The organism is Mesorhizobium sp. WSM4849, from assembly GCF_055811385.1.
The window spans coordinates 152,985-174,546 of sequence record NZ_JBVVPW010000003.1 but is presented as its reverse complement, the minus strand read 5'-3'; the positions used below and the strand labels follow the sequence as shown (position 1 = coordinate 174,546).

General features: G+C 63.8%; 17 protein-coding genes. All 17 read right to left on the bottom strand.

All coding sequences use genetic code 11. The features are described 5' to 3' along the window. Window positions 1–187: 187 nt before the first annotated feature. Entirely contained in the window at window positions 188–1,858 is a 1,671-nt protein-coding gene (gene recN, locus AC0L3L_RS04235; protein WP_473636668.1) for a DNA repair protein RecN, read from the bottom strand. Between the two features lie 13 nt (window positions 1,859–1,871). Further along, window positions 1,872–2,741, bottom strand: a complete 870-nt coding sequence (locus AC0L3L_RS04230; protein ID WP_123152109.1) for an outer membrane protein assembly factor BamD — start codon at window positions 2,739–2,741, stop codon at window positions 1,872–1,874. A gap of 196 nt (window positions 2,742–2,937) precedes the next feature. Beyond that, complete coding sequence (gene lpxC, locus AC0L3L_RS04225) at window positions 2,938–3,885, bottom strand: UDP-3-O-acyl-N-acetylglucosamine deacetylase (protein WP_473636667.1); 948 nt, start codon at window positions 3,883–3,885, stop codon at window positions 2,938–2,940. A 273-nt stretch (window positions 3,886–4,158) separates the two neighbouring features. Beyond that, window positions 4,159–5,811, bottom strand: a complete 1,653-nt coding sequence (gene ftsZ / locus AC0L3L_RS04220) for a cell division protein FtsZ (protein ID WP_473636666.1) — start codon at window positions 5,809–5,811, stop codon at window positions 4,159–4,161. 67 nt (window positions 5,812–5,878) lie between these two features. Next, complete coding sequence (ftsA, locus tag AC0L3L_RS04215; protein ID WP_473636665.1) at window positions 5,879–7,186, bottom strand: cell division protein FtsA; 1,308 nt, start codon at window positions 7,184–7,186, stop codon at window positions 5,879–5,881. Then, window positions 7,183–8,124, bottom strand: coding sequence for a cell division protein FtsQ/DivIB (locus AC0L3L_RS04210; RefSeq protein WP_473636664.1), 942 nt, complete (start codon window positions 8,122–8,124; stop codon window positions 7,183–7,185). The genes ftsA and AC0L3L_RS04210 overlap by 4 nt, the downstream gene beginning before the upstream one ends. Next, complete coding sequence (locus AC0L3L_RS04205; protein WP_473636663.1) at window positions 8,112–9,038, bottom strand: D-alanine--D-alanine ligase; 927 nt, start codon at window positions 9,036–9,038, stop codon at window positions 8,112–8,114. Before AC0L3L_RS04205 ends, AC0L3L_RS04210 begins: the two co-directional genes overlap by 13 nt. A 301-nt stretch (window positions 9,039–9,339) precedes the next feature. After that, window positions 9,340–10,305 (bottom strand): UDP-N-acetylmuramate dehydrogenase, encoded by a 966-nt coding sequence (murB, locus tag AC0L3L_RS04200; RefSeq protein WP_473636662.1) that lies wholly within the window; start codon window positions 10,303–10,305, stop codon window positions 9,340–9,342. After that, window positions 10,302–11,708, bottom strand: coding sequence for a UDP-N-acetylmuramate--L-alanine ligase (gene murC, locus AC0L3L_RS04195; protein WP_473526583.1), 1,407 nt, complete (start codon window positions 11,706–11,708; stop codon window positions 10,302–10,304). Before murC ends, murB begins: the two co-directional genes overlap by 4 nt. Then, a complete protein-coding gene (murG, locus tag AC0L3L_RS04190) occupies window positions 11,705–12,832 on the bottom strand; it encodes an undecaprenyldiphospho-muramoylpentapeptide beta-N-acetylglucosaminyltransferase (protein ID WP_473636661.1) in 1,128 nt (375 codons plus the stop codon). Before murG ends, murC begins: the two co-directional genes overlap by 4 nt. Before the next feature lies 1 nt (window position 12,833). After that, a complete protein-coding gene (gene ftsW / locus AC0L3L_RS04185; protein ID WP_473636660.1) occupies window positions 12,834–13,985 on the bottom strand; it encodes a putative lipid II flippase FtsW in 1,152 nt (383 codons plus the stop codon). Continuing rightward, on the bottom strand, window positions 13,985–15,388 hold the full coding sequence (murD, locus tag AC0L3L_RS04180) for a UDP-N-acetylmuramoyl-L-alanine--D-glutamate ligase (protein WP_473636659.1): 1,404 nt from the start codon (window positions 15,386–15,388) through the stop codon (window positions 13,985–13,987). The genes ftsW and murD overlap by 1 nt, the downstream gene beginning before the upstream one ends. A gap of 8 nt (window positions 15,389–15,396) precedes the next feature. Then, the gene (gene mraY, locus AC0L3L_RS04175; RefSeq protein WP_473485246.1) at window positions 15,397–16,479 is read right to left on the bottom strand and encodes a phospho-N-acetylmuramoyl-pentapeptide-transferase; all 1,083 of its coding nucleotides are present in this window, start codon (window positions 16,477–16,479) and stop codon (window positions 15,397–15,399) included. 24 nt (window positions 16,480–16,503) lie between these two features. Next, entirely contained in the window at window positions 16,504–17,937 is a 1,434-nt protein-coding gene (locus AC0L3L_RS04170; RefSeq protein ID WP_473636658.1) for a UDP-N-acetylmuramoylalanyl-D-glutamyl-2,6-diaminopimelate--D-alanyl-D-alanine ligase, read from the bottom strand. Next, a complete protein-coding gene (locus tag AC0L3L_RS04165) occupies window positions 17,934–19,391 on the bottom strand; it encodes a UDP-N-acetylmuramoyl-L-alanyl-D-glutamate--2,6-diaminopimelate ligase (protein WP_473636657.1) in 1,458 nt (485 codons plus the stop codon). Before AC0L3L_RS04165 ends, AC0L3L_RS04170 begins: the two co-directional genes overlap by 4 nt. A 54-nt stretch (window positions 19,392–19,445) precedes the next feature. Further along, window positions 19,446–21,170, bottom strand: coding sequence for a peptidoglycan D,D-transpeptidase FtsI family protein (locus AC0L3L_RS04160; RefSeq protein WP_473485243.1), 1,725 nt, complete (start codon window positions 21,168–21,170; stop codon window positions 19,446–19,448). Continuing rightward, entirely contained in the window at window positions 21,167–21,562 is a 396-nt protein-coding gene (ftsL, locus tag AC0L3L_RS04155; protein ID WP_192365389.1) for a cell division protein FtsL, read from the bottom strand. Before ftsL ends, AC0L3L_RS04160 begins: the two co-directional genes overlap by 4 nt.

Sequence of the window (21,562 nt, the reverse complement as noted above, 5' to 3'; positions counted from 1 at the left end):
AGACCGGAACGATTTTCGGGGTCATGCGCAAAATCAAATTGCTTCAGCGTCCCTTGCGCGTCCGAGAGACCGCGCGGCGCTTCAGCGGTGGCGCGCCACAATAGATCAGGATTTTGGGAAAATCATACCTGAACAGCAGGATGGAGCCACATCCTGACTCGATCCACAACGCCAAGCATAAGCTCTGCTATGCTGCGGTATTTTCGCGAAGCAGTCGCTCGGCCGCCGCACGCGCCTCGTCGGTGATGGTCGCCCCGGCCAGCATCCGCGCGATCTCTTCCTGGCGTGCCGCGCGGTCCATCTCGGCGATGCCGGTGGCAACACGATCGGCGCCGCCGGATTTGGAGATCAGGAAATGCGTCGCCGCGCGTGCCGCCACTTGCGGCGCGTGCGTAACCGAAAGCACCTGCACGCGCTTCGACAGCCGCGCCAGCCTTTGGCCGATGGCGTCCGCCACCGCGCCGCCAACGCCGGTGTCGATTTCATCGAAGACCAAGGTCGGCGCCGAGCCGCGGTCGGCCAGCGCCACCTTCAGCGCCAGCAGGAACCGCGAAAGTTCGCCACCGGAGGCGACTTTCATCATCGGGCCCGGTCTTGTGCCGGGATTGGTGCGCACCCAGAACTCGACCTGGTCGATGCCGTCTTCCATGCGGCTCTCGGCCTCACTTGCCATCTCGACGATGAAGGCGGCCCGTTCGAGCTTTAGCGCCGGCAGTTCGGCCATCACCGCCCTGGTCAATCCGATCGCCGCCGCATGGCGAAGCGACGAAAGCTGTGCCGCGGCAATGTCATAGGTTTCGCGCGCGGCGGCGGTTTGCTTCTCCAGCCCGTGCAGGCGCTCCTCGCCGGCGTCGAGATCCGCGAGATCGGCGGCCATCGTGTCGCGCAGTTGCGCCAGATCGTCGACCGCCACACTGTGCTTGCGTGAGGCGGCGCGCAGCGAAAACAGCCGCTCCTCGGCCTGTTCCAGCCGCCGCGGATCGTATTCGGTGGCGCGAAGTGCCGCTTCCACGCCCGATTGCGCCGCGTCGAGCGACAGCATCGCTTCGTCGAGCGATTTGACCACGTCGTCGAGCAGGCCGGGCACTTCGGTCACCTTGCGCTGCAGCCGCCGCAACAGGCTGGCGAGTTGCGGCAGGGGCGACGACGGGCCCGAGAGCACATCTTGCGCGTCATGGATTTCCGAGGCGATCTTTTCCGCCCGCATCATCGAGGCGCGCAATTCGGCAAGGTCGGCTTCCTCGCCCGGCTGGGGGTCGAGCTTCGTCAATTCGGCGACCGCGGCGCGCAGATAGTCGGCCTCGCGGGCGGCCGCCTCCACCTTGGCGCGGTGCCGCAAAAATTCCTGCTCGCAGGCCCGCCAGTACCGCCATGCCTCGCCGGTCGCCCGCACAGCGCCGAGATGACCGCCAAAACTGTCCAGCAATTCGCGATGGGCGCCGGGATCGACCAGGGCACGCTCGTCATGCTGGCCGTGGATCTCAACCAGCGCATGACCGACGTCGCGCATCAGCGTCACGCTGGAAGGCTGGTCGTTGACGAAGACGCGGGTGCGGCCGTCCGCCGTCTGCACGCGCCGCAGGATGATGTCGCCATCGTCCTCGATGGCGTTGTCGGCAAGCAGTATGCGGGCAGGATGGTTGCGCGGCACGTCGAACACCGCGATGACCTGGCCCTGTGCCGCGCCATGCCGCACCAGCGAGGCGTCACCGCGGGCGCCAAGCGCCAGCGACAGCGCGTCGAGCAGGATGGATTTTCCGGCGCCGGTTTCGCCGGTCAGCACTGAAAGACCGGACGAGAAATCGATGTCCAGCTTCTCGATCAGAACGATATCGCGGATCGACAGTCTGGAAAGCATGGTGGCGCGCCGCTCAGGCGCCGGTGATCAGCTTCCCGGCCTTGGCGATCCACGAGCCGGCATTCTCGCGCGGCTCGAGTCCACCAGTCTGCAGGAGCTTGTAGGAATCCTTATACCACACGCTGTCGGGATAGTTGGTGCCGAGCACAGCCGCGGCAGTCTGCGCTTCCGATGTCAGCCCCATCGCATAATAGGTTTCGGTAAGGCGCGCGAGCGCTTCCTCGACATGACGCGTGTTGGAATAGGTCTCCACCACGAGGCGGAACCGCTTGACGGCGGCGATATATTCACGGCGCTCGAGATAGTAGCGGCCGATCTGCATCTCCTTGCCGGCGAGTTGGTCGTTGGCGAAGCGGATCTTTTCCTTGGCGTCATCGACATATTCGGAATCGGGCCAGCGCGTCACCAGCTCCTGCATCGTCTGCACGGTCTGACGCGCTTCCTTCTGGTCCTGGGTGACGTCCCTGATTTGCCGGTAGTAGCTCAGCCCGATGATGTACTGGGCATAGGCCGCGTCGTCGGTCGACGGATAGAGCGTGAGATAGCGCTTGGCCGAACCGATCGCCTCGGTATAATTGCCCTGGCGATAGTCGGCAAAGGCGCCCATCACCATCGATTTGCGGGCGTATTCGGAATAGGGATGCTGGCGGTCGACCGCACTGAATTTGCGGCTCGCCTCCTGCAGCCGCCCGGCATTCAGATTGGCGAGGCCCTGATTGTAGAGAACGTCGGCCGGCTCGGTCTGCTCGACATAGGTCGACAGGTCGACATCCTTCTCGGACGACATGCAGGCCGACAGGAACAGCGATGGAACAACCACCGAAAGCGCCAGGAAAACAGCCCGATGCGGCGCTTTCGATTGACCAATTCGCTTGAAGAACATGATTGGATTCCGCCCTTTCGGCGTCATTTCAGTCGTCGGCATAACCATAATCGCCGTGCCCGGCAACGCTATCTCCGGCCAATCGCACATTTTTGTGGCGGCCTGGCGCAGCCTGCACACTTGCGTGATTTCGCCGGCCAATGATGCATTCATGCAACACCGGCCGGCAGCCATAAAACCCGAAAGACGTTAAGAATCAGATCATCCAGGGCGCGTAGACAGGCGCATAGACGGCGCTCATCTCGGCGGTACGACCGCGCTCGCGGCGTGTCGTCTCGACGATCTCGAACGCCGAACGGTCCGACAAAAGGCGGCGCAGCGCTGCTGCATTCAGCCTGTGGCCGCCGCGATAGGAACGGAAGCAGCCAATGAACCGGGCGCCGGCCAGCGCCAAATCGCCCATGGCGTCCATCGTCTTGTGGCGCACGAACTCGTTGGGATAGCGCAAGCCTCCCATATTGATCACGCGGTTGTCGTCGCCGATCACCAGGGAGTTTTCCAGCGAGGCGCCAAGCGCATAGCCGGCTGCCCACAGCCGCTCGACGTCCTTCATGAAACCAAAGGTACGGGCCCGCGCGATATCGCGGCGGAAAATGTCGGCGTTCATGTCGGATGCGAACAGCTGACGGCCGATCGCTGGGCTTTCGAAATCGATCTCGATCTCGAAGCGCGTGCCGTCATAGGGCCTGAACTCCGCCCAGGAGGCACCGTTCTCGATGCGAACCGGCTTGACCACACGGATATAGCGGCGCTTGACCGGCAGCGTATCGATGCCCGCCTGGTCGATGGCCTCGACGAACGCCATGGCGCTGCCGTCAAGGATCGGAACCTCATGGCCGTCGATCTCGATGACGACATTGTCGATGCCGAGCCCGAAAAGGGTGGCCATCAGGTGTTCGACGGTGGCGATATGCTCGCCTGCCGGATCGCCGAGCATGGTGCAGAGATCGGTGGCGCCGACTTCGGAAACAAGCGCACGGAACTCCCGGTCTTCACTTCCAATCGAAAGCTGGAACACGACACCCGTATCAGCGTCTGCCGGCAGGAAATGAACGGTAACGGGATTGCCGCTGTGAACGCCGGTGCCGGTCAGCGTCGCACGCGATCTAAGTGTCGTCTGATAGTCGTGCAAAACAAACCCCATAGCCCATACTGCCTACGTCCGCTTCATTAGCCCAAGGGCGCGGCTCTTTGATCGGCAGGCAGGGCCACTTCCCCGAATCCCAGCAAACCGAAATTGATCGGGGCGAAGATAGTGGTCCAGCAGGAAGTCTCCAAATCACGGTTTCTTACTCTCTGTAACTGCAATCCGAAGCGGATACGGTCGAGTAACTCCCTGTTTTACAAGCACTTTTAACATTAACAGGCAAACAATTTCTTGTCTGCCTGTTAACAACTGTTACGGACCGTTAACAGGTCAGTTGGCCTGGCGGCGCAGGAATGCCGGAATCTCCAGCTGATCGTCTTCCTGGACAGCCCTGCTCTGCGGCGTCAGCCGGCCCTGGTCGTCCAACTGGCCGCGGCGTGGCGCGTAAAGCTGCGGATCCTGGCTGGCAAGGCGGCGCACTTCGGGTGCCGCCTGGCGCAGTTTCGGCTCGCGCGGCTGCGCCGGCTGCAGCCGTGCAGGCTCTTCTTCGCGGCGGGTAAGGCCGTTGGTCAGGCGCTTGAGCAGTCCCATCGGGCCGCTGTTCTCATGGTCGGCCGGGCGGCCCTTGGCTTCCACTTCGGCTTTCACCACCGGCGGGAAATCCTCGACGCGCGGCATGCGCTGGGGCGCTGCGGCTACCGGCTGAAGCACCTCGCGCTGTGGCGCAGGCTGCATCACCTGCTGAACCATCGGCTGCGGCTGCGCCGGCGGCGCCTGGAAGATCTTGCTCTGCGGACGGAAATCTTCCGCCTGGGCAGCCGGCGCGGGACGCGCCATCGCCGCGGCATTCGCCTCGGCAAGCTGGATCGCCTCGGCTACAGGATCGGCGGCGCGTGGCTCGTAGCCGCCGTGCTGGACAGGCGCCGGACGGCTTTCCGTGACCGGAACGGCCGGGCGATTGACCGGCTTTGGCGGAGCCGTGCGGATGGCGATCGGCGCGGCGGCGATTTCAGCCGCCGATTTGTCGATGCCGGTGGCGACCACCGAGACGCGAATGACGCCTTCAAGATCCTCGTCGAACGTCGCACCCAGAATGATGTTGGCTTCCTGGTCGACCTCCTCGCGAATGCGGGTCGCGGCCTCGTCGACTTCGAACAGGGTCAGGTCGCGGCCGCCGGTGATCGAGATCAACAGGCCCTTGGCGCCCTTCATCGAGGTCTCGTCGAGCAGCGGGTTGGCGATCGCGGCTTCGGCGGCGGCCATGGCGCGGCCCTCGCCGGAAGCTTCGCCCGTCCCCATCATCGCCTTGCCCATCTCGCGCATGACCGAGCGGACGTCGGCGAAGTCGAGGTTGATCAACCCTTCCTTGACCATCAGGTCGGTGATGCAGGCGACGCCGGAATAGAGCACCTGGTCGGCCATGGCGAAAGCGTCGGCGAAGGTCGTCTTGTCATTGGCCAGCCGGAACAGGTTCTGGTTGGGGATGACGATGAGGGTGTCGACGCATTTCTGCAATTCCTCGATGCCCAGATCCGCCGTCTTCATGCGGCGCTGGCCTTCGAAATGGAACGGCTTGGTGACGACGCCGACGGTGAGGATCCCCTTTTCGCGGGCTGCACGTGCAACGACCGGCGCGGCCCCCGTGCCGGTGCCGCCGCCCATGCCGGCAGTGACGAAGCACATATGGGTGTTGGAGAGATGATCGACGATCTCGTCGATGCATTCCTCCGCCGCCGCGCGCCCGACCTCCGGCTGCGATCCCGCACCCAGGCCCTCGGTGACATGCGCGCCGAGCTGGATCAGGCGGTCCGCCTTGGACATGGTCAGCGCCTGCGCGTCGGTATTGGCGACCACGAACTCGACGCCGCGCAAGCCGGCGGTGATCATGTTGTTGACGGCATTGCCGCCGCCGCCGCCGACACCGAACACGGTGATACGCGGCTTGAGCTCGGTGATATCCGGCTTCTGCAGATTGATGGTCATTGTCTCCGTCCTTTGCCTTTCCCGCCGCTTCGCCGCTGCGGCCGCCTATGGGGCTGTCCCCGTCAATTTAAAAACTGTCTCTCAACCACTGACTCATTCGATGCAGTTTTCCGCCCGTTCCGGTCATCCTGAGACCAGAAATTCCTTTCGCCGGATGGCTCTCGAAATTCGCCATCTGCGGGTAGATCAGAAGCCCGACCGGCGTCGAGAAAGCCGGCCCCTTGGCCGCCTCGGGCAAGCCCGCCACACCGAGCGGACGCCCGATGCGCACATTGCGTCCGAGAATGCGGCGGGCTGCCTCGGGCAGGCCGGAAAGCTGGCTGGCGCCGCCGGTCAGCACGACGCGCTTGCCGACGGCGTTGCCGTAGCCGGACCTGTTCAGCCGGTCGCGCAACAGTTCGAGCGTCTCGTCGATGCGTGCGCGGATAATGCGCGTCATCACCGAACGCGGTATCTGCAGCGGCACCTCGCCATCCTCGCCGATCGGCTGTATCGAGACCAGGTCGCGGTCGTCCGCACTGCCGGGCAGCGCCGAGCCATGCATCACTTTCAGCCTCTCGGCGGCGTCGAGCGAGGTCGACAGGCCCTTGGCCATGTCCAGCGTGGCGTGGTTGCCGCCGATGGCGATGGCGTCGCCATGGACGAACTTGCCTTCCGAAAATACCGAGATCGTCGTGGTGCCGCCACCCATGTCGATGCAGGCTGCACCCATTTCGAGTTCGTCGTCGACCAATGCGGCAAGCCCGCTGGCATAGGGCGTCGCCACCATGCGCTCGACCGACAGGTGCGAACGGTTGATGCAGAGCTCCAGATTGCGCAAGGGCGCCGCGTCACCCGTCAGCACATGCATGTCGACGCCGAGCTGGTCGCCGACCATGCCGCGCGGATCACGCACGCCGCGCTCGGCATCCAGCGAAAAGCCGACGGGAAGCGAATGGATCACCTCGCGCTCGGCCCGCAGCGCCTGCTTGGCGCCGGCGGCAAGCACGCGCTTGATGTCGGCCTCGTCGGCCTCATGGCCACCGAGATTGATGGTTGCCGAGAAGCTTTCGCTCTTCAGCCGGCCGGCCGTCATGTTGACGATCAGTGAGTCGACGGTCAGGCCAGCCATGCGCTCGGCGGCATCGACGGCCAGACGGATGGCGTGCTCGGCCCTGTCGAGATCGATGACGACACCCGATTTCACGCCTTGCGATTTCTGGTGGCCGATGCCGATCACCTGGATGCGATGCGAACGTCCGCGCAGCAGCATGCCGTCCTCGCGCGGCTTAAGCTTGGCCACGACGCAGCAGACCTTGCTCGAACCGACATCGAGCACTGTCATGATGCCGGACCGGCGCGACGAGGCATCGCTGTTGCCGCCAAGCCAGCTCATATCTTCGTCTCCGCCTTGCGCTTCGGCATTTTCGGCTTTTCATTCAACGCAGCCTCGCGCTGTGTCGCCGCTTCCGGCGTCAACTGGACGACGAGGCGATCGGAAAGGCGCATGTCGACAGCGACTATGTCGCGCGTCAGCAGCCCGTTCTCGCGGTCCATCCTGACCAGATCGGCGATCGCCTGGTCCTCGCCATCCTCGGGCAGCTTGATGGTAATGCCGTTCTCCAGCTTCAGGTCCCAACGCCGTTCGCCGATGCGGATATAGCCTTTGACCCGCGCGGCAAATTCTGGGTATTTTTTGATCCTGGCCAGGAAATCGGGCGCTTTGGCCGGCGCGCCGGTGCCGATGATCAACGGCAGCAGCGACTGCCTGCCGCCGGAGAATGGCGCGATCACGGCGCCGGACCGTTCGATGACGGAAAGCTCGCTGCCCTGCTGCCAGAGCGCAAAGGGCTGACGCTCCTCGATGCGCACCTCCAGCGTGTGCGGATAGACCTTGCGTACCGCCGCAACCTCGACCCAGGGCAGCGTGGCTATGCGTTCCCGCGCGGCTTCGGCGTCGAAGCCGATCAGCGACGTCCAGCCATCGAGCTGCATCCTGTCGAGAATGTCGATCTCGGAGGTTGCGCGGTTGCCGACGACCTTGATCTGGTCGACGGCGAAGCCGGTGCGGGCGGTGATGCCCTGGACGATGCCGTCGACATGTCCGCCGAGATAGGCGCCATAGGCACTGCTCGATAGGAGCAACGCCGCCGACAACATGGCTGCGGAAAAAGGCGGCGCCTCGAAGTCGTCCTCGCCCAGACGCGCCAGCACGCGCGCCGGCCGGCGAAGCAGACGCGGCAGCACGAAATGGTCGAACGACAACGAAAAACCGAACAGCGTCGGCCCGGCCGCGCCCTTCCCCTTGCCCTGCCCCCACTTCAACGCAGACACGAAGCGTCCTCCACCATCCAACTCAACAAATCGCCGAACGAGTGTCCCGCCTGCGCGGCGATTTCAGGCACCAAGGATGTCGGCGTCATGCCCGGCTGAGTGTTGATCTCGAGCCAGACAATTTCGCCGTTCTCGGAGTGTCGATCATCATAACGGAAGTCCGACCGGGAAACGCCCCGGCAGCCGATAGCTTGGTGAGCCTTAAGCGTCAGTGTCTGTATTTTTTGGTAAATATTCGGTGAAATTTTTGCAGGGCATTCGTGTTTTGATCCGCCCGCGACGTATTTTGAATCATAGTCGTAGAAGGAATGGCCGGTCGGGATGATCTCGCAGACGCCGAGCGCCACATCGCCCATCACCGCGCAGGTCAACTCCCGCCCGTGCACGTAGCGCTCCACCATGACGGTATCGCCATACTTCCAATCGGACGAACCGATGACCTGCGGCGGATGCGACTGACCTTCGTGCACGATGACGACGCCGAAGCTCGACCCCTCGTTGACCGGCTTGACGACATAGGGCGGCTTCATCGGGTGCTTGTTCTGGATGGCGAAGCGATTGACCACCTTCGATTCGGCAACCGGGATGCCGACAGACTTGGCGATCTTCTTGGCTTGTTCCTTGTTCATGGCAAGCGCCGAGGCGAGCACGCCGGAATGGGTGTAGGGGATGGCAAGATATTCGAGGATGCCCTGTATGGTGCCGTCCTCGCCGAAAGGGCCATGCAGCGCATTGAAGGCAACATCAGGCTTGAGCTCAGCCAGCACCGATCCGACATCGCGCGAGACGTCGACGCGACTGACCTGGTAGCCTTCCTTCTCGAGCACATCAGCACAGGCATTCCCCGAGGACAAAGACACGGGCCGCTCGGACGAGAATCCCCCCAGAAGGACGGCCACGTGCTTGCTTTTCATTTCCCGTCATTCCCTCTCACGGCGGGCCCTTTCACGGCGGGTCTGCATCTTACATGCCCCGGAAAAGGCCACACACTCAAACGCTCGGAGCAGTCCCTGCTCTCATGGTTCCGCAACATCGAGTCCCCGAGCCTCCCGGCAGGCTGCCCCTGACGGAAAAACGCTGGCAACGCGTCGAAACGACTCAAATCAGGAAACGCTTCAGGGCAGAGAATCAGAGAGTTGATTCACTGGCAAGTCCTTACGATTCCGAGAGATTCACTTTCGGCAAAAACGGCCGCGAAAACTGTGTTGTGAGTCTTTAGAGCAACTGTCCGAGGAACTCCTGGACCTCGTGCCCCGGCCGGAAATTGCCGATGCGTTTGATTTCCCAATGCAGCCGGATGCCCGACTTTTCGAGCACACGCGTGCGCACCGTCTCGCCGAGATATTCGAGGTCGTAGCCGGTCGCGGTTCCCGTGTTGATCATGAAGTTGCAATGCATCGGCGACATCTGCGCGCCGCCGATCATCAGCCCCCGACAGCCCGCTCTGTCGATCTCCTTCCAGGCCGAGGTGCCCTCCGGATTCTTGAAGGTCGAGCCGCCGGTCTTTTCCCGGATCGGCTGTACGGTCTCGCGATGATGCTGGACGGCGTCCATCGCCGCCTGGATCGCGGCCTTGTCTGCCAAAACCCCTTCGAACACAGCCGATGTGAAGATCAGCCCGGCAGGTGCTGCCGAATGGCGATAGGCGTAGCCCATATCGGCGTTGCTCAGCGTATGCACATTGCCCTTGCGGTCGAGCGCCCGCACCTCGACGACGCGCTCGCGCGTCTCGACGCCATTGGCGCCGGCGTTCATCCTCAGCGCACCACCGATGGCACCCGGAATGCCGTGGTAAAATTCGAAGCCGCCTATACCAGCCTGATAGGCGACAGCGGCAAGGCGCTTGTCGGGCGTGGCGGCACCCGCCTTGATTGTGGTCGGCGCAATCACTTCGGCCTCGCCAAAGCCCTTGGCCGAAAGCCGGATGACGAAGCCCGCAATACCGCCGTCGCGGACAAGCAGATTCGAGCCGATGCCGACGATGGTCAGCGGTATCTCTTCGGGCACTGCTCTCAGAAATGTGGCGAGATCGTCCTCGTCGGCCGGCTGGAACAGCGCGTCGGCCAGTCCCCCGGCGCGAAACCAGGTGATCTTGTCCATCTCGGCATTGGGCGTGATGCGGCCGCGCAGGCCGGCAAGCCGGCCGCCAAGCTTGTCGATCAACGCCTGGCCGCGCATCATGAGGCAGTACCGCCGAGTTCCTTGGGCAGCGCGTAGGCCCATTGCGTGATGTTGCCGGCACCAAGGAAGACGATGAAATCGCCTGGTTTCGCCAGATCGCGGATAACCGGCGCAATCGCCGTGGGGCCTTCGATGTAGCGCGCGTCGCGATGGCCGCCGGAGCGGATGCGCGACACCAATGCTTCGGACGTCACCCCGTCGATCGGCTCTTCGCCTGCCGCATAGACCGGCGCCACCATCACCGTGTCGGCATCGTTGAAGCAGACGGAAAACTCGTCGAACAGGTCGTGCAGCCGGGTGAAGCGGTGTGGCTGGGCAATGGCGATGACGCGGCCCTTGGTGGCATCGCGCGCCGCCTTCAGAACCGCCGTGATCTCGACCGGATGGTGGCCGTAATCATCGAACACATCGACGCCGTTCCACGAACCCGTACGGGTGAAGCGCCGCTTGACGCCGGCGAAGGACGACAGGCCCTTCCTGATCGCCTCGGCTGAAAGGCCGAGCTCATGCGCCACAGCGATCGCCGCCGTCGCATTGGCGACGTTGTGACGGCCGGGCATCGGCAGGCGCAGGCCTGAGATCGTCGACTGGCCGCGGCTCTTGCGGTCGCGGATCACCACGTCGAATTCCGAGATCGGGCCGTTCATGCGGTGATTGGTGAAACGCACGTCGGCCTGCGCGTTCTCGCCATAGGTGATAACGCGCCGGTCCTCGATGCGGCTGACCAGCGCCTGAACCTCCGGATGGTCGGTGCACATGACGCCGAAGCCGTAGAACGGCACGTTCTCGACGAACTGGCGAAAGGCCTCGCGCACCTTGTCGAAGGAGCCGTAATGGTCGAGATGCTCGGGATCGATGTTGGTGACGACGGCAATCTCGGCCGGCAGCTTCAGGAAGGTGCCGTCGCTCTCATCGGCTTCGACCACCATCCATTCGCCATCGCCCATGCGGGCGTTGGTGCCGTAGGCATTGATGATGCCGCCATTGATCACGGTCGGATCGAGACCGCCGGCTTCGAGCAGCGTCGCCACCATCGAGGTCGTCGTCGTCTTGCCATGCGTGCCGCCGATGGCCACAGCCTGCCGGAAGCGCATCAGTTCGGCCAGCATCTCGGCGCGACGGACGATGGGAAGCAGTTTCTCGCGTGCGGCCTTCAACTCCGGATTGGATTTCTTGATCGCCGTCGAGACGACCACCACTTCGGCATCGCCGATATTATCGGCGTGATGACCGACAAAGCACTCGATGCCCTTGTCGCGCAGCCGCTGCACATTGGCGCTGTCGGCCTGGTCGGACCCTTGCACCTTGTAGCCGAGATTGTGCAGCACCTCGGCGATGCCGCTCATGCCGATACCGCCGATGCCGATGAAATGCACGAGGCCGATCGTCTGCGGCATCTTCATGCGTGCGTCTCCTTCCTGAAGTCCGATACGCTTTTCTTCGACGCAATAGCCTCTGTCAGATCGGCGAGCAACCGTGCAGCGTCCGGTTTTCCGGCCGATTTCGCCGCCGCTGCCATTGTGGTCAGCCGCTCCGGATCGTCCATCAGCGCCCCGACGAGCGCAGCGATGCGCTCGGGCGAGAGCGAGGATTGCGGATGCACTTCGGCGGCATCTGCCGCTGCCAATGCCGCGGCATTGGCTGCCTGGTCGTGGTCGAGCGCGTGCGGATAGGGCACCAGCAGCGCTGGTCGGCCGATCACCGCGATTTCCGATACGGTCGATGCGCCGGATCGTGACATCACCAGATGCGCCGCAGCCATGCGCGCCGCCATGCCGGTGAAGAAGGGCGACACCTCAGCCTCGACGCCAAGGGCGGCATAAGCCGCCTTCACCCGCTCGACATCGTCGGCACGGGCCTGCTGCGTGATATCAAGCCGCTTGCGTTGTGCGTCGGAAAGCTGTGCTACCGCCGCTGGCATTGCGTCGGAAAAGAACTGTGCGCCCTGGCTGCCGCCGAACACCAGAAGGCGGAACGGCTGCTCCCCGGTCGACGCCGCATAGGGCGTCTTTGCCGCCTCCAGCACTTGCGGCCTGACCGGATTGCCTGTCGTCACCGTCTTGGCGCCCGCAGCGCTTGAATCTTCCGGCAAGAACCCGCCGGCGATGGCATCGACGCGGCCGGCAAGCGCCCGGTTGGCGCGCCCCATCACCGCGTTCTGCTCGTGGATCAGCGTCGGCACCTTGCGCCGCGTCGCCGCATAGAGCGGCGGCAGCGTCGGATAGCCGCCGAAACCGACCACGACGGCTGGCTTGATCCGGCCGATCACGGCGGATGCCTGCCGCACGCCACCCCAGATTTTCCAGAAGGCGGCGAGCACGGCAAAAGGATTTTTCGAACTCATTGTCGCCGACTGGATCGGATGGATGCCTGCGGCCGGAAACTGGCCGGCAAAACGCTCGGCACGATCATCGGTGGCGAGATGCACCGCCCAGCCGCGCCTGATCAGCTCGTGCGCCAGCGCCTCGGCCGGGAAGAGGTGCCCGCCCGTGCCGCCGGCCGCCAGAAGGATCGCGCCCCTCGACATTTCATTCCGCCGGCATGGCGCGCTGCGACGGTGCGAAGCCCAACTGCTTGCGCTTTTCCGGCCGCTTGCGCGTCAGCGCCAGCACCATGCCCATCGAGATGGCGATGGCGATCTGCGAGGAGCCGCCATAGGAGATGAATGGCAAGGTCATGCCCTTGGCAGGCATCAGCTGCAGATTGACCGCCATGTTGATGACCGACTGCAGACCGAAGACCGTGACCAGGCCGCCAACCGCATAGCGTGTGAAATCGTCCTGCTCCTTGAGCGCGGTGCTGAGGCCGCGCAGCACGATGAAGGCGAAGATGGTCATGATGAAGAAGCACATGATCAGTCCGAACTCCTCGCCGGCCACCGAGTAGACGAAATCGGCATGGCTGTCGGGGATCACCCGCTTGACGGTGCCCTCGCCCGGCCCGACGCCGAACCATCCGCCGTTGATCAGCGCATCGCGGCCCATGTCGACCTGGAACGTATCGCCCTCGCCGGTCATGAAGCGATCGATGCGGCCGGCGACATGCGGGAACACCGTGTAGGCGGCGAACACGCCGCCGATGCCGGCAGCGCCCAGCGAGATGATCCACAGCCATGGCAGTCCGGCCATGAAGAACATCACCCCCCACGTGCCGAGCACCAGCATGGTCTGGCCGAAATCAGGCTGCGCCACCAGCAGCGAGATGACGAGGGCCAGCAGCAGCATGGCGAACAGATTGCCCGGGATGTCGGGCTGGCGCTTGTGTTCGGCAAACAGCCAGGCACAGATGACGACGAAGGCCGGCTTCAGGAATTCCGACGGCTGGATCGACACGCCGGCGAGCGACACCCAGCGCCGCGCGCCCTTCACCTCGACGCCGATATAGAGCACCGCCACCATCAGCACCAGCATCATGCACAGCATCGCCAGGGCCATGCGTCTGATCTGCCGGGATTCCAGGAAGGAGACCGCCAGCATCACGCCAAGTGCGGGAATGGTGAAGATGATCTGCCGTGTGGCGAAGTGGAAACTGTCCAGGCCGATGCGCTGGGCCACCGCCGGGCTTGCCGCGAAGGACAGCACGATGCCGAGCCCCATCAGCGACAGGAACGCAGCCAGGAACCAGCGATCGATCGTCCACCACCAGGTGGCAACCGGGCTTTTGTCGAGACGACTTTGCATTACCGTGTCCCTCCGATGAGCTTCACGCCATCAATACTGCTCGCAGCTTGCCTGAAGGCTTCGCCGCGCACTTCGAAATTCTTGAACTGGTCGAAACTGGCGCAGGCCGGCGAAAGCAGCACCACCACCTCGCCGTTGCCATCATCCCTGGCCGCGTCGCTTGCGGCGTGCTCGACTGCTGCCGCCAGCGTGCCGGAGATCTCGTAAGGCACCGCCTCGCCGAGCGTCGCCGAGAAGGCTGGTGCGGCCTCACCGATCAGATAGGCTTTGGCGACGCGCGGAAAGAGGCCGCGCAACGGCTCGATGCCACCCTCTTTCGGGAGCCCGCCGGCGATCCAGTAGATGCGCGGAAAGCTGGACAGTGCGGGCGCTGCCGCATCGGCATTGGTCGCCTTGGAATCGTTGATGAACAGCACATGGCCCTTGCGGCCGACCTGCTCCATACGGTGCGCCAGCCCGGGAAAGCTCTCCAGGCCCGACTGGATCTCGCCCAGCTCGAGCCCGACCTTGAGGCAGGCGGCGATAGCGGCCAACGCATTCTGCGCATTGTGCTGGCCGCGCAGCGAGCCGATGCCTTCGAGAAAGGCGATCCGGCTATAACGGCCATGCACCGCCTCCATCAGGTCGGTGCCATCGGCGAAATAGCCGTCGGTCAATGGCAGGCGCTTGGAAATGCGGATGACGTGCTGGCCTGCCCGTTCCAGCCGGTCGGCGAGCTGGGCGCACCAGGAATCGTCGACACCGACGATTGCCGTCTCGCTGCCGGCCGCCAGCCGTTCCTTGATCGCGGCGTAGTGCTGCATCGTGCCATGACGGTCGAGGTGATCGGGCGTCAGGTTGAGCAGGACGCCGGCGGTCGGATTGATCGAGGGCGCCAGGTCAATCTGGTAGGACGAGCATTCCACGACATAGTGCCGCCCGGGTTCCGGCGGATCGAGCGTCATCACCGCGCGGCCGATATTGCCGCCCATCTGCGTGTCGCGTCCGGCCGATTTCAGGATATGCGCCGTCAGCGCCGTCGTCGTCGATTTGCCGTTGGTGCCGGTTATGGCGATGAAGGGTGCTGCCGGCGCCAGCAAGCTCCGTTGCCGGCAGAACAGCTCGATGTCGCCAATGATCTCGACGCCTGAAGCGCGCGCCAGCTCCACCGTCCAGTGCGGCTTCGGATGCGTCAGTGGCACGCCGGGCGACAGCACCAAGGCCGAGAACTTCGCCCAGTCTGCGCCGCGCAGATCGCCGGTCGCGATACCGACGGCCGCGGCATTGGCGACACTGCCGGGATTGTCGTCCCAGGCGAGCACGTCCGTCCCGCCCTCGATCAACGCGCGCGCAGTGGCGATCCCCGAGCCGCCGAGCCCGAAGAGCGAAACGCGCTTGCCTGCGAAGGATGCGGCGGGGATCAAGCGACCTCCTATCGGAGCTTGAGGGTCGACAGGCCGACCAGCGCCAGGATGACGGCGATGATCCAGAAGCGGATCACCACCTGGCTTTCGGTCCAGCCCAGCTTTTCGAAATGATGGTGGATCGGCGCCATCAGGAACACTCGCCTGCCGGTCATCTTGAAGTAGCCGACCTGGATGATGACCGATAGGATCTCGACGACGAACAGGCCGCCGACGATGACCAGCACGATCTCGTGCTTGGTGGCAACCGCGACCGTGCCGATCAGGCCGCCCAACGCCAGCGAGCCGGTATCGCCCATGAAGATCGCCGCCGGCGGTGCGTTGAACCACAGGAAGCCGAGGCCGGCGCCGATCACCGCGCCGAGGACCACCGCCAATTCACCGGTGCCGGGCACAAAATGGATCTGCAGATATTCTGCGAACACCGCATTGCCGGAGAGATAGGCAATGACGCCGAAGGACGCCGCCGCGATCATGATCGGCACGATCGCCAGCCCGTCGAGGCCATCGGTCAGGTTCACGGCATTGCCGGCGCCGACGATGACGAAGCACGAGAACGGGATGAAGAACCAGCCGAGATTGACGAGGAACTCCTTGGCGAAAGGAAAAGTCAGCGATGACGAGAACGGCGCCTGGCCGTTGTGCATGATCACCCAGGCGGCGATGCCGGCTATCACGAATTCAAGCGCCAGCCGCGCCTTGCCGGAAAAGCCGAGATGCGATTGCTTCGTCACCTTGAGATAATCGTCGTAGAAGCCGATCGAGCCGAAACCCAGGGTCACCAGCAGCACCACCCAGACATAGATGCTGGACAGGTTCGCCCACAAAAGCGACGAGCCGATGATGCCGCACAGGATCATCAGCCCGCCCATGGTCGGCGTGCCGGCTTTCTTGAAATGCGTCTGCGGCCCGTCGGCGCGGATCGGCTGGCCCTTGCCTTGCCGCAGCCTCAGCGAATTGATGATAGCCGGTCCGAAGATGAAAACGATCAGCGCCGCGGTGATCAGCGCGCCGCCGGTACGGAAGGTTATGTAGCGAAAGACGTTGAAGACCGAGATCTTGTCCGCGAATTCGACGAGCAGTGTGAACATGCGATTCGGTCCCCGGACCTGGCTCTAGGTCTGTTTGGCGGTTGTGGCTACCGCCGGAAATTTGCCGAGCAGTGCGTCGACCAACTTGGAAAACCCGATGCCTTTCGACGATTTGATCATCACCACGTCGCCGGGCTTCAGCGCCGACAGAAGCACCAGTTTCAGATCCTCTGCGCCGGCGCGATACTCCGTCTCGATCTCATCAGGCAGGATGTCGGCCAGCGCCCGCATTTCCGGGCCGGCGAGAAAGACCGTGCGCGTTTCTGTGCCGACGATGAGATCGGCAAGGGCCGCATGCAGCTTCGCCGAGTGGTCGCCGAGTTCGAGCATGTCGCCGAGCACCGCGATGCGCCTGCCTTCGCCCGACACCGGCGTCGCGTTGAGCAGCGCCATTGCTGCGCTCATCGACGCCGGATTGGCATTGTAGCTCTCGTCGATCAGCGTGATCGGACCCCTGGGGTGGCGCAGCACATGGCGCTTGCCGCGTCCGCGTTCGGCCGAAAGATCGGCCAGCGCCAGCGCTACCCTGGCGATGTCGGCCCCGACCAGATGCGCGGCGCCCAGCACGGCCAGCACATTCTGCACCATGTGGCGGCCCGGTGCGCCTACCCTGGCGGTGATCTCCTGTCCGCCGATCTTGGCGGTGATGACAGAATGATCGGCATGCAGCGCGCATTTGAGCAGTTTGAAGGTCGCACGGGCATTCTCGCCAAACCCGTAAATGTACTCGACGCCGGCGGCTCTCGCCAACTTGTCCAGAAGCTTCCAGCGCGGATCGTCGCGGTTGAGAAGGGCGGCACCGTCCGGTTCCAGCCCCTCGAAAATCTCGGCCTTGGCCTTGGCGATCTCGTCCAGATTGCGGAAGAAGCCTAGATGTGCCGCGGCGATCAGCGTGACGATGGCGACATGCGGCCGGACCATCTTGACCAGCGGCCGGATCTCGTCTGGATGGTTCATGCCGATCTCGAACACGGCATAGTCGCAATCCACCGGCATCCGCGCCAGCGTCAGCGGAACGCCCCAGTGGTTGTTGAAAGACTGCGGCGACGCATGCACTTTGCCGACCGCGGACAGCACATGGCGCAGCGCTTCCTTGGTGGTGGTCTTGCCCGCCGAACCGGTCACCGCAATGACCTTGGCATTCGAGCGCGCGCGTGCGGCCAGCCCCAGCTTTTCCAGTGCGGCCAGCACGTCCTGCACGACGATCATCGGCGCCGTCAGCCGCCCGAGCGACGGCAGCTTGCCCTCGGCGACGACCAGCACACCGGCGCCGGCCTTGATGGCAGCGGTCGCGAAATCATGGCCGTCCATCGCCTCGCCCTTGATGGCGAAGAAAGCATCGCCCGGCTCAAGGCTGCGGCTGTCGATCGAGATGCCGCTGATCCCTTCCGGCATCGGACCGAGCGGTCGTCCCCCCATGGCGGCGACGAGATCCTCGGAGGTCCACAGGAAGTTCATGCGACGCGCTCCTGGAGCGCGGCGCGGACTTCCTCATGGTCGGAAAAATGCAGCGTCTCGGCGCCGATGGTCTGGCCTTCCTCATGCCCCTTGCCGGCCACGATCAGCGTGTCGCCGGCATGGAGCATGGCGACCGCCTCGTGGATCGCCTTGCGCCGGTCGCCGATCTCGATGGCGCCGGGCGCAGCGGCAAGGATCGCGGAGCGGATCGTTTCGGGCACTTCCGAACGCGGATTGTCGTCGGTGACGATGACGACATCGGCGAGCCGCGTGGCGATCTCGCCCATGATCGGCCGCTTGCCCCGGTCGCGGTCGCCGCCGCAGCCGAACACGACGATGACGCGACCGGTGGTGAACGGCCGCACCGAGGCCAACACGTTTTCCAGCGCGTCCGGCTTGTGCGCGTAATCGACATAGACCGGCGCACCGTTGGCAGTGGTGCCAACAAGGTCCAGCCGGCCCGGTGCGCCCTTCAATTTCTCCAACGCCATCAAGGCTTTGGCGGCAGGTGTTCCAGTGGAGATGGCGAGGCCCGCCGAAACCAGGGCATTGGCGATCTGGAAATCGCCGGCCAGCGGCAGGTCGATCTCGTGGAGAACGCCATCGACTTCCACCTCGGCACGCTGGCGGTGGCGCTCGTGCTCGACCCGCTTCAGTGTCAGGAACTCGCCGTGACGGCCGACCGTCAGCACATCCAGTCCCGCCGCCCTCGCCGCCCGGATCGTCGGCTCCGACCATGGATCGTCGGCAAAGATGACGGCCGGTGCACCCTTCGGCAGCAGCGTGTCGAACAGGCGCAGCTTGGCGCGATGATAGTCCTCGACTGTCGGATGATAGTCCATGTGGTCGCGGCCGAGATTGGTGAAGCCGCCGGCTGCAAGCTTCACGCCATCGAGCCGGCGCTGGTCGAGACCGTGGCTGGAGGCCTCCATCGATGCGTGAGTGACGCCGGCATCCGTCAGTTCCCGCAGCAGCCTGTGCAGATCTACCGGGTCGGGGGTGGTCAGCGAGCCATATTCGTTGCGGCCCGGCGCCACCACGCCGGTCGTGCCGATCGAGGCGGCGGCAAAACCTGACTGCTCCCAGATCTGCCTGGTGAAGGCCGCAACCGATGTCTTGCCGCTGGTCCCGGTCACCGCGACCATGGTTTGCGGCTGGCTGCCGAAGTAGCGGGCGGCACTCAGCGCCAGCGCAAGGCGCGGATCGTCGACGGCGAGAACGGGCACCGGCAGCAGTCCGGCGACCGCACTGCCGTTGCCGGCCACGATCGCCACTGCGCCGCGCTTGGCGGCATCGGCGGCATAGGCCACGCCATCGGCCTTGGTACCGATGAGCGCGAAGAAGACCACGCCCGGTCCTACTTGGCGGGAATCCGACGAAATCCCGGTAACCTCCGTATCGAAGGAAGCTGTCCCCTCGACAGGCAGGATACCGGCTAGATCTTTCAGCTTCATCGAACCCCGTTCATCGCAACAAAATAGCGCGCTGTTGCCGGCGCGCCCTAAGAATCACTGATAGGAAACCAGCGTTGCGCCATTTTCATGGCTGAAATCTGGCTTAACGCCAAGCATGGAAGCCGAACGTCGGACAATGTTCGCAGCCATGACGCCAGCATTCGAGGCGGCCGTTGCACCCATGCCGGGTTTTTCCGGCCTCGGTTCGTCGGCGATCGTAAGCACGATGTATTGCGGATCGTCCATCGGGAAAGCCGCGACGAAGGCGTTGAAATTCTTGTCCTTTGAATAGCGGCCGTTGACAACCTTCTCGGCCGTTCCGGTCTTGCCGCCGACGCGGTAACCTGGAACCCTGGCGTTCCTGCCTGACCCTTTCTCGGCGTTCAGTGCGTAGAGATAGCGCATGCCCTCGACCGTCTTGTCGCTGACCACTTTCTTGGCCACCGACATCGCCTGTTCCTGTGCGCGCCTCAGGAATGTCGGCTGGATCAGATAGCCGCCGTTCAGCAGCGCGGCGCAGCCGACCGCCGTCTGCAGCGGCGTTGTCGACACACCGTGACCGAAGGCGATGGTGATCGAATGGACCTGTTTCCAGACTTTGGGCTCGGTCGGGCGGGCGACCTCCGGCAGTTCCGTCTGCATCTTCTCGAGGATCCCCAGGCGATGCAGGAATTCGCGGTGCCCCTCGATGCCAACCGCTTCGGCTTCCTTGGCCGAACCGATGTTGGACGAGTAGATGAACACTTCGGGCACCGACAGCACCCGAGCCTTGCCGTGAAAATCATGGATGGTCTGACGGCCGATCCTGATCGGGCGCGAAGCGTCGAAACGGCTTTCCAGCGTCACTTTGCCGGAATCGAGCGCCATGGCGGTGGTGAAGCTCTTCAACGTCGAACCCATTTCGTAAAGGCCGGCCGACATGCGGTTCAAGCGGTCCTTGTCCTGCGCATTGTAGGGGTTGTTCGGGTCGAAATCCGGAACCGATGCCATCGCCATCACTTCGCCGGTCTTGATGTTGAGAACGACGGCGCCCGCCGCGATTGCGCGGTATTTCTCCATGCCGGTGGCGACCTCGTCCCGCACGATATGCTGGACGCGCAGGTCAATCGAGAGCTGCACCGGCTTCAGATCCTTGGCCATCGCCAGGCCCGACGCCTGAAGATCGCTCAGCCCCTGTTCGTCGATGTATTTCTCCATGCCGGAGATGCCTTGGTTGTCGATGTTGGTGAGCCCGACAATGTAGGACGAAGTTTCGCCAGCCGGATAGAAGCGGCGCTTTTCGGTGCGGAAGCCGAAGCCGGGAACACCGAGCTGCATGATATCCGATTGTTGCTTGGGCGTCAGTTGCCGCTGCAGCCAGACGAAGCCGGCGCCGCTCTTGAGCTTGTGGTAGGTCTGCTCGTAGTCGATCTCGGGAAGCACCGTCGCCAGCTTTTCGATCGCCTCGTCGGCGTCGACAATGCGGCGCGGTTCGGCAAACAGCGATGCCGTCTTGATGTCCGTCGCCAGCACTTCGCCGTTGCGGTCGACGATGTCGGGCCGTGACGCCGTCACCCGGCTCTGCGGACCGCCGGACAGGTCGGGGTTCTGAAAACCCAGATAGACCAGCCGCCCGGTGATGGTTGAATAGATGCCGAAGAACACCGCCATCGTCATCACGATGCGGGTCCTGCCCTTACCGCCGGTCGCCTTGCGGGCGCCTTCGACCACAATCGATCCATCTTCCGACTTGGCGCGACGCTTCAGCAGTCCGGCGATCGACGGAAATCTGGCGATCATTGGACGATGCCTCCGGTCACCACGGGGTCTTTGTCGCCCAAGGGTCCTTTGCCAGAATTGTCGGCCATGCCGCCCAGCCGCTGCGACGAAAGGTCTTCTATGGTGAGGGGTTTTGCCGGCAGGTCGTCCAGCCCAATGATCTGGCGGGCGCTGACCGGCTCGAGTTCGAGTTGCGACTTGTAGATCTCGGCCAGCTTTTGCAGGCGCGACGGCTGGGTCAGCAGGCTCCAGTCCGCCTTCAGGAGATCGATCGTATCCTCCTCGTAGCGGATCTGCGCCTGGATCTTGTGCACCGCCGCCAATTGTTCTTCGGCCTCGCGCTTGGTCTTGTAGGTCAAGGCCGCAGCCGAAACCATGACGGCGATAAGGACTATGTCGCTGGTACGAAACAC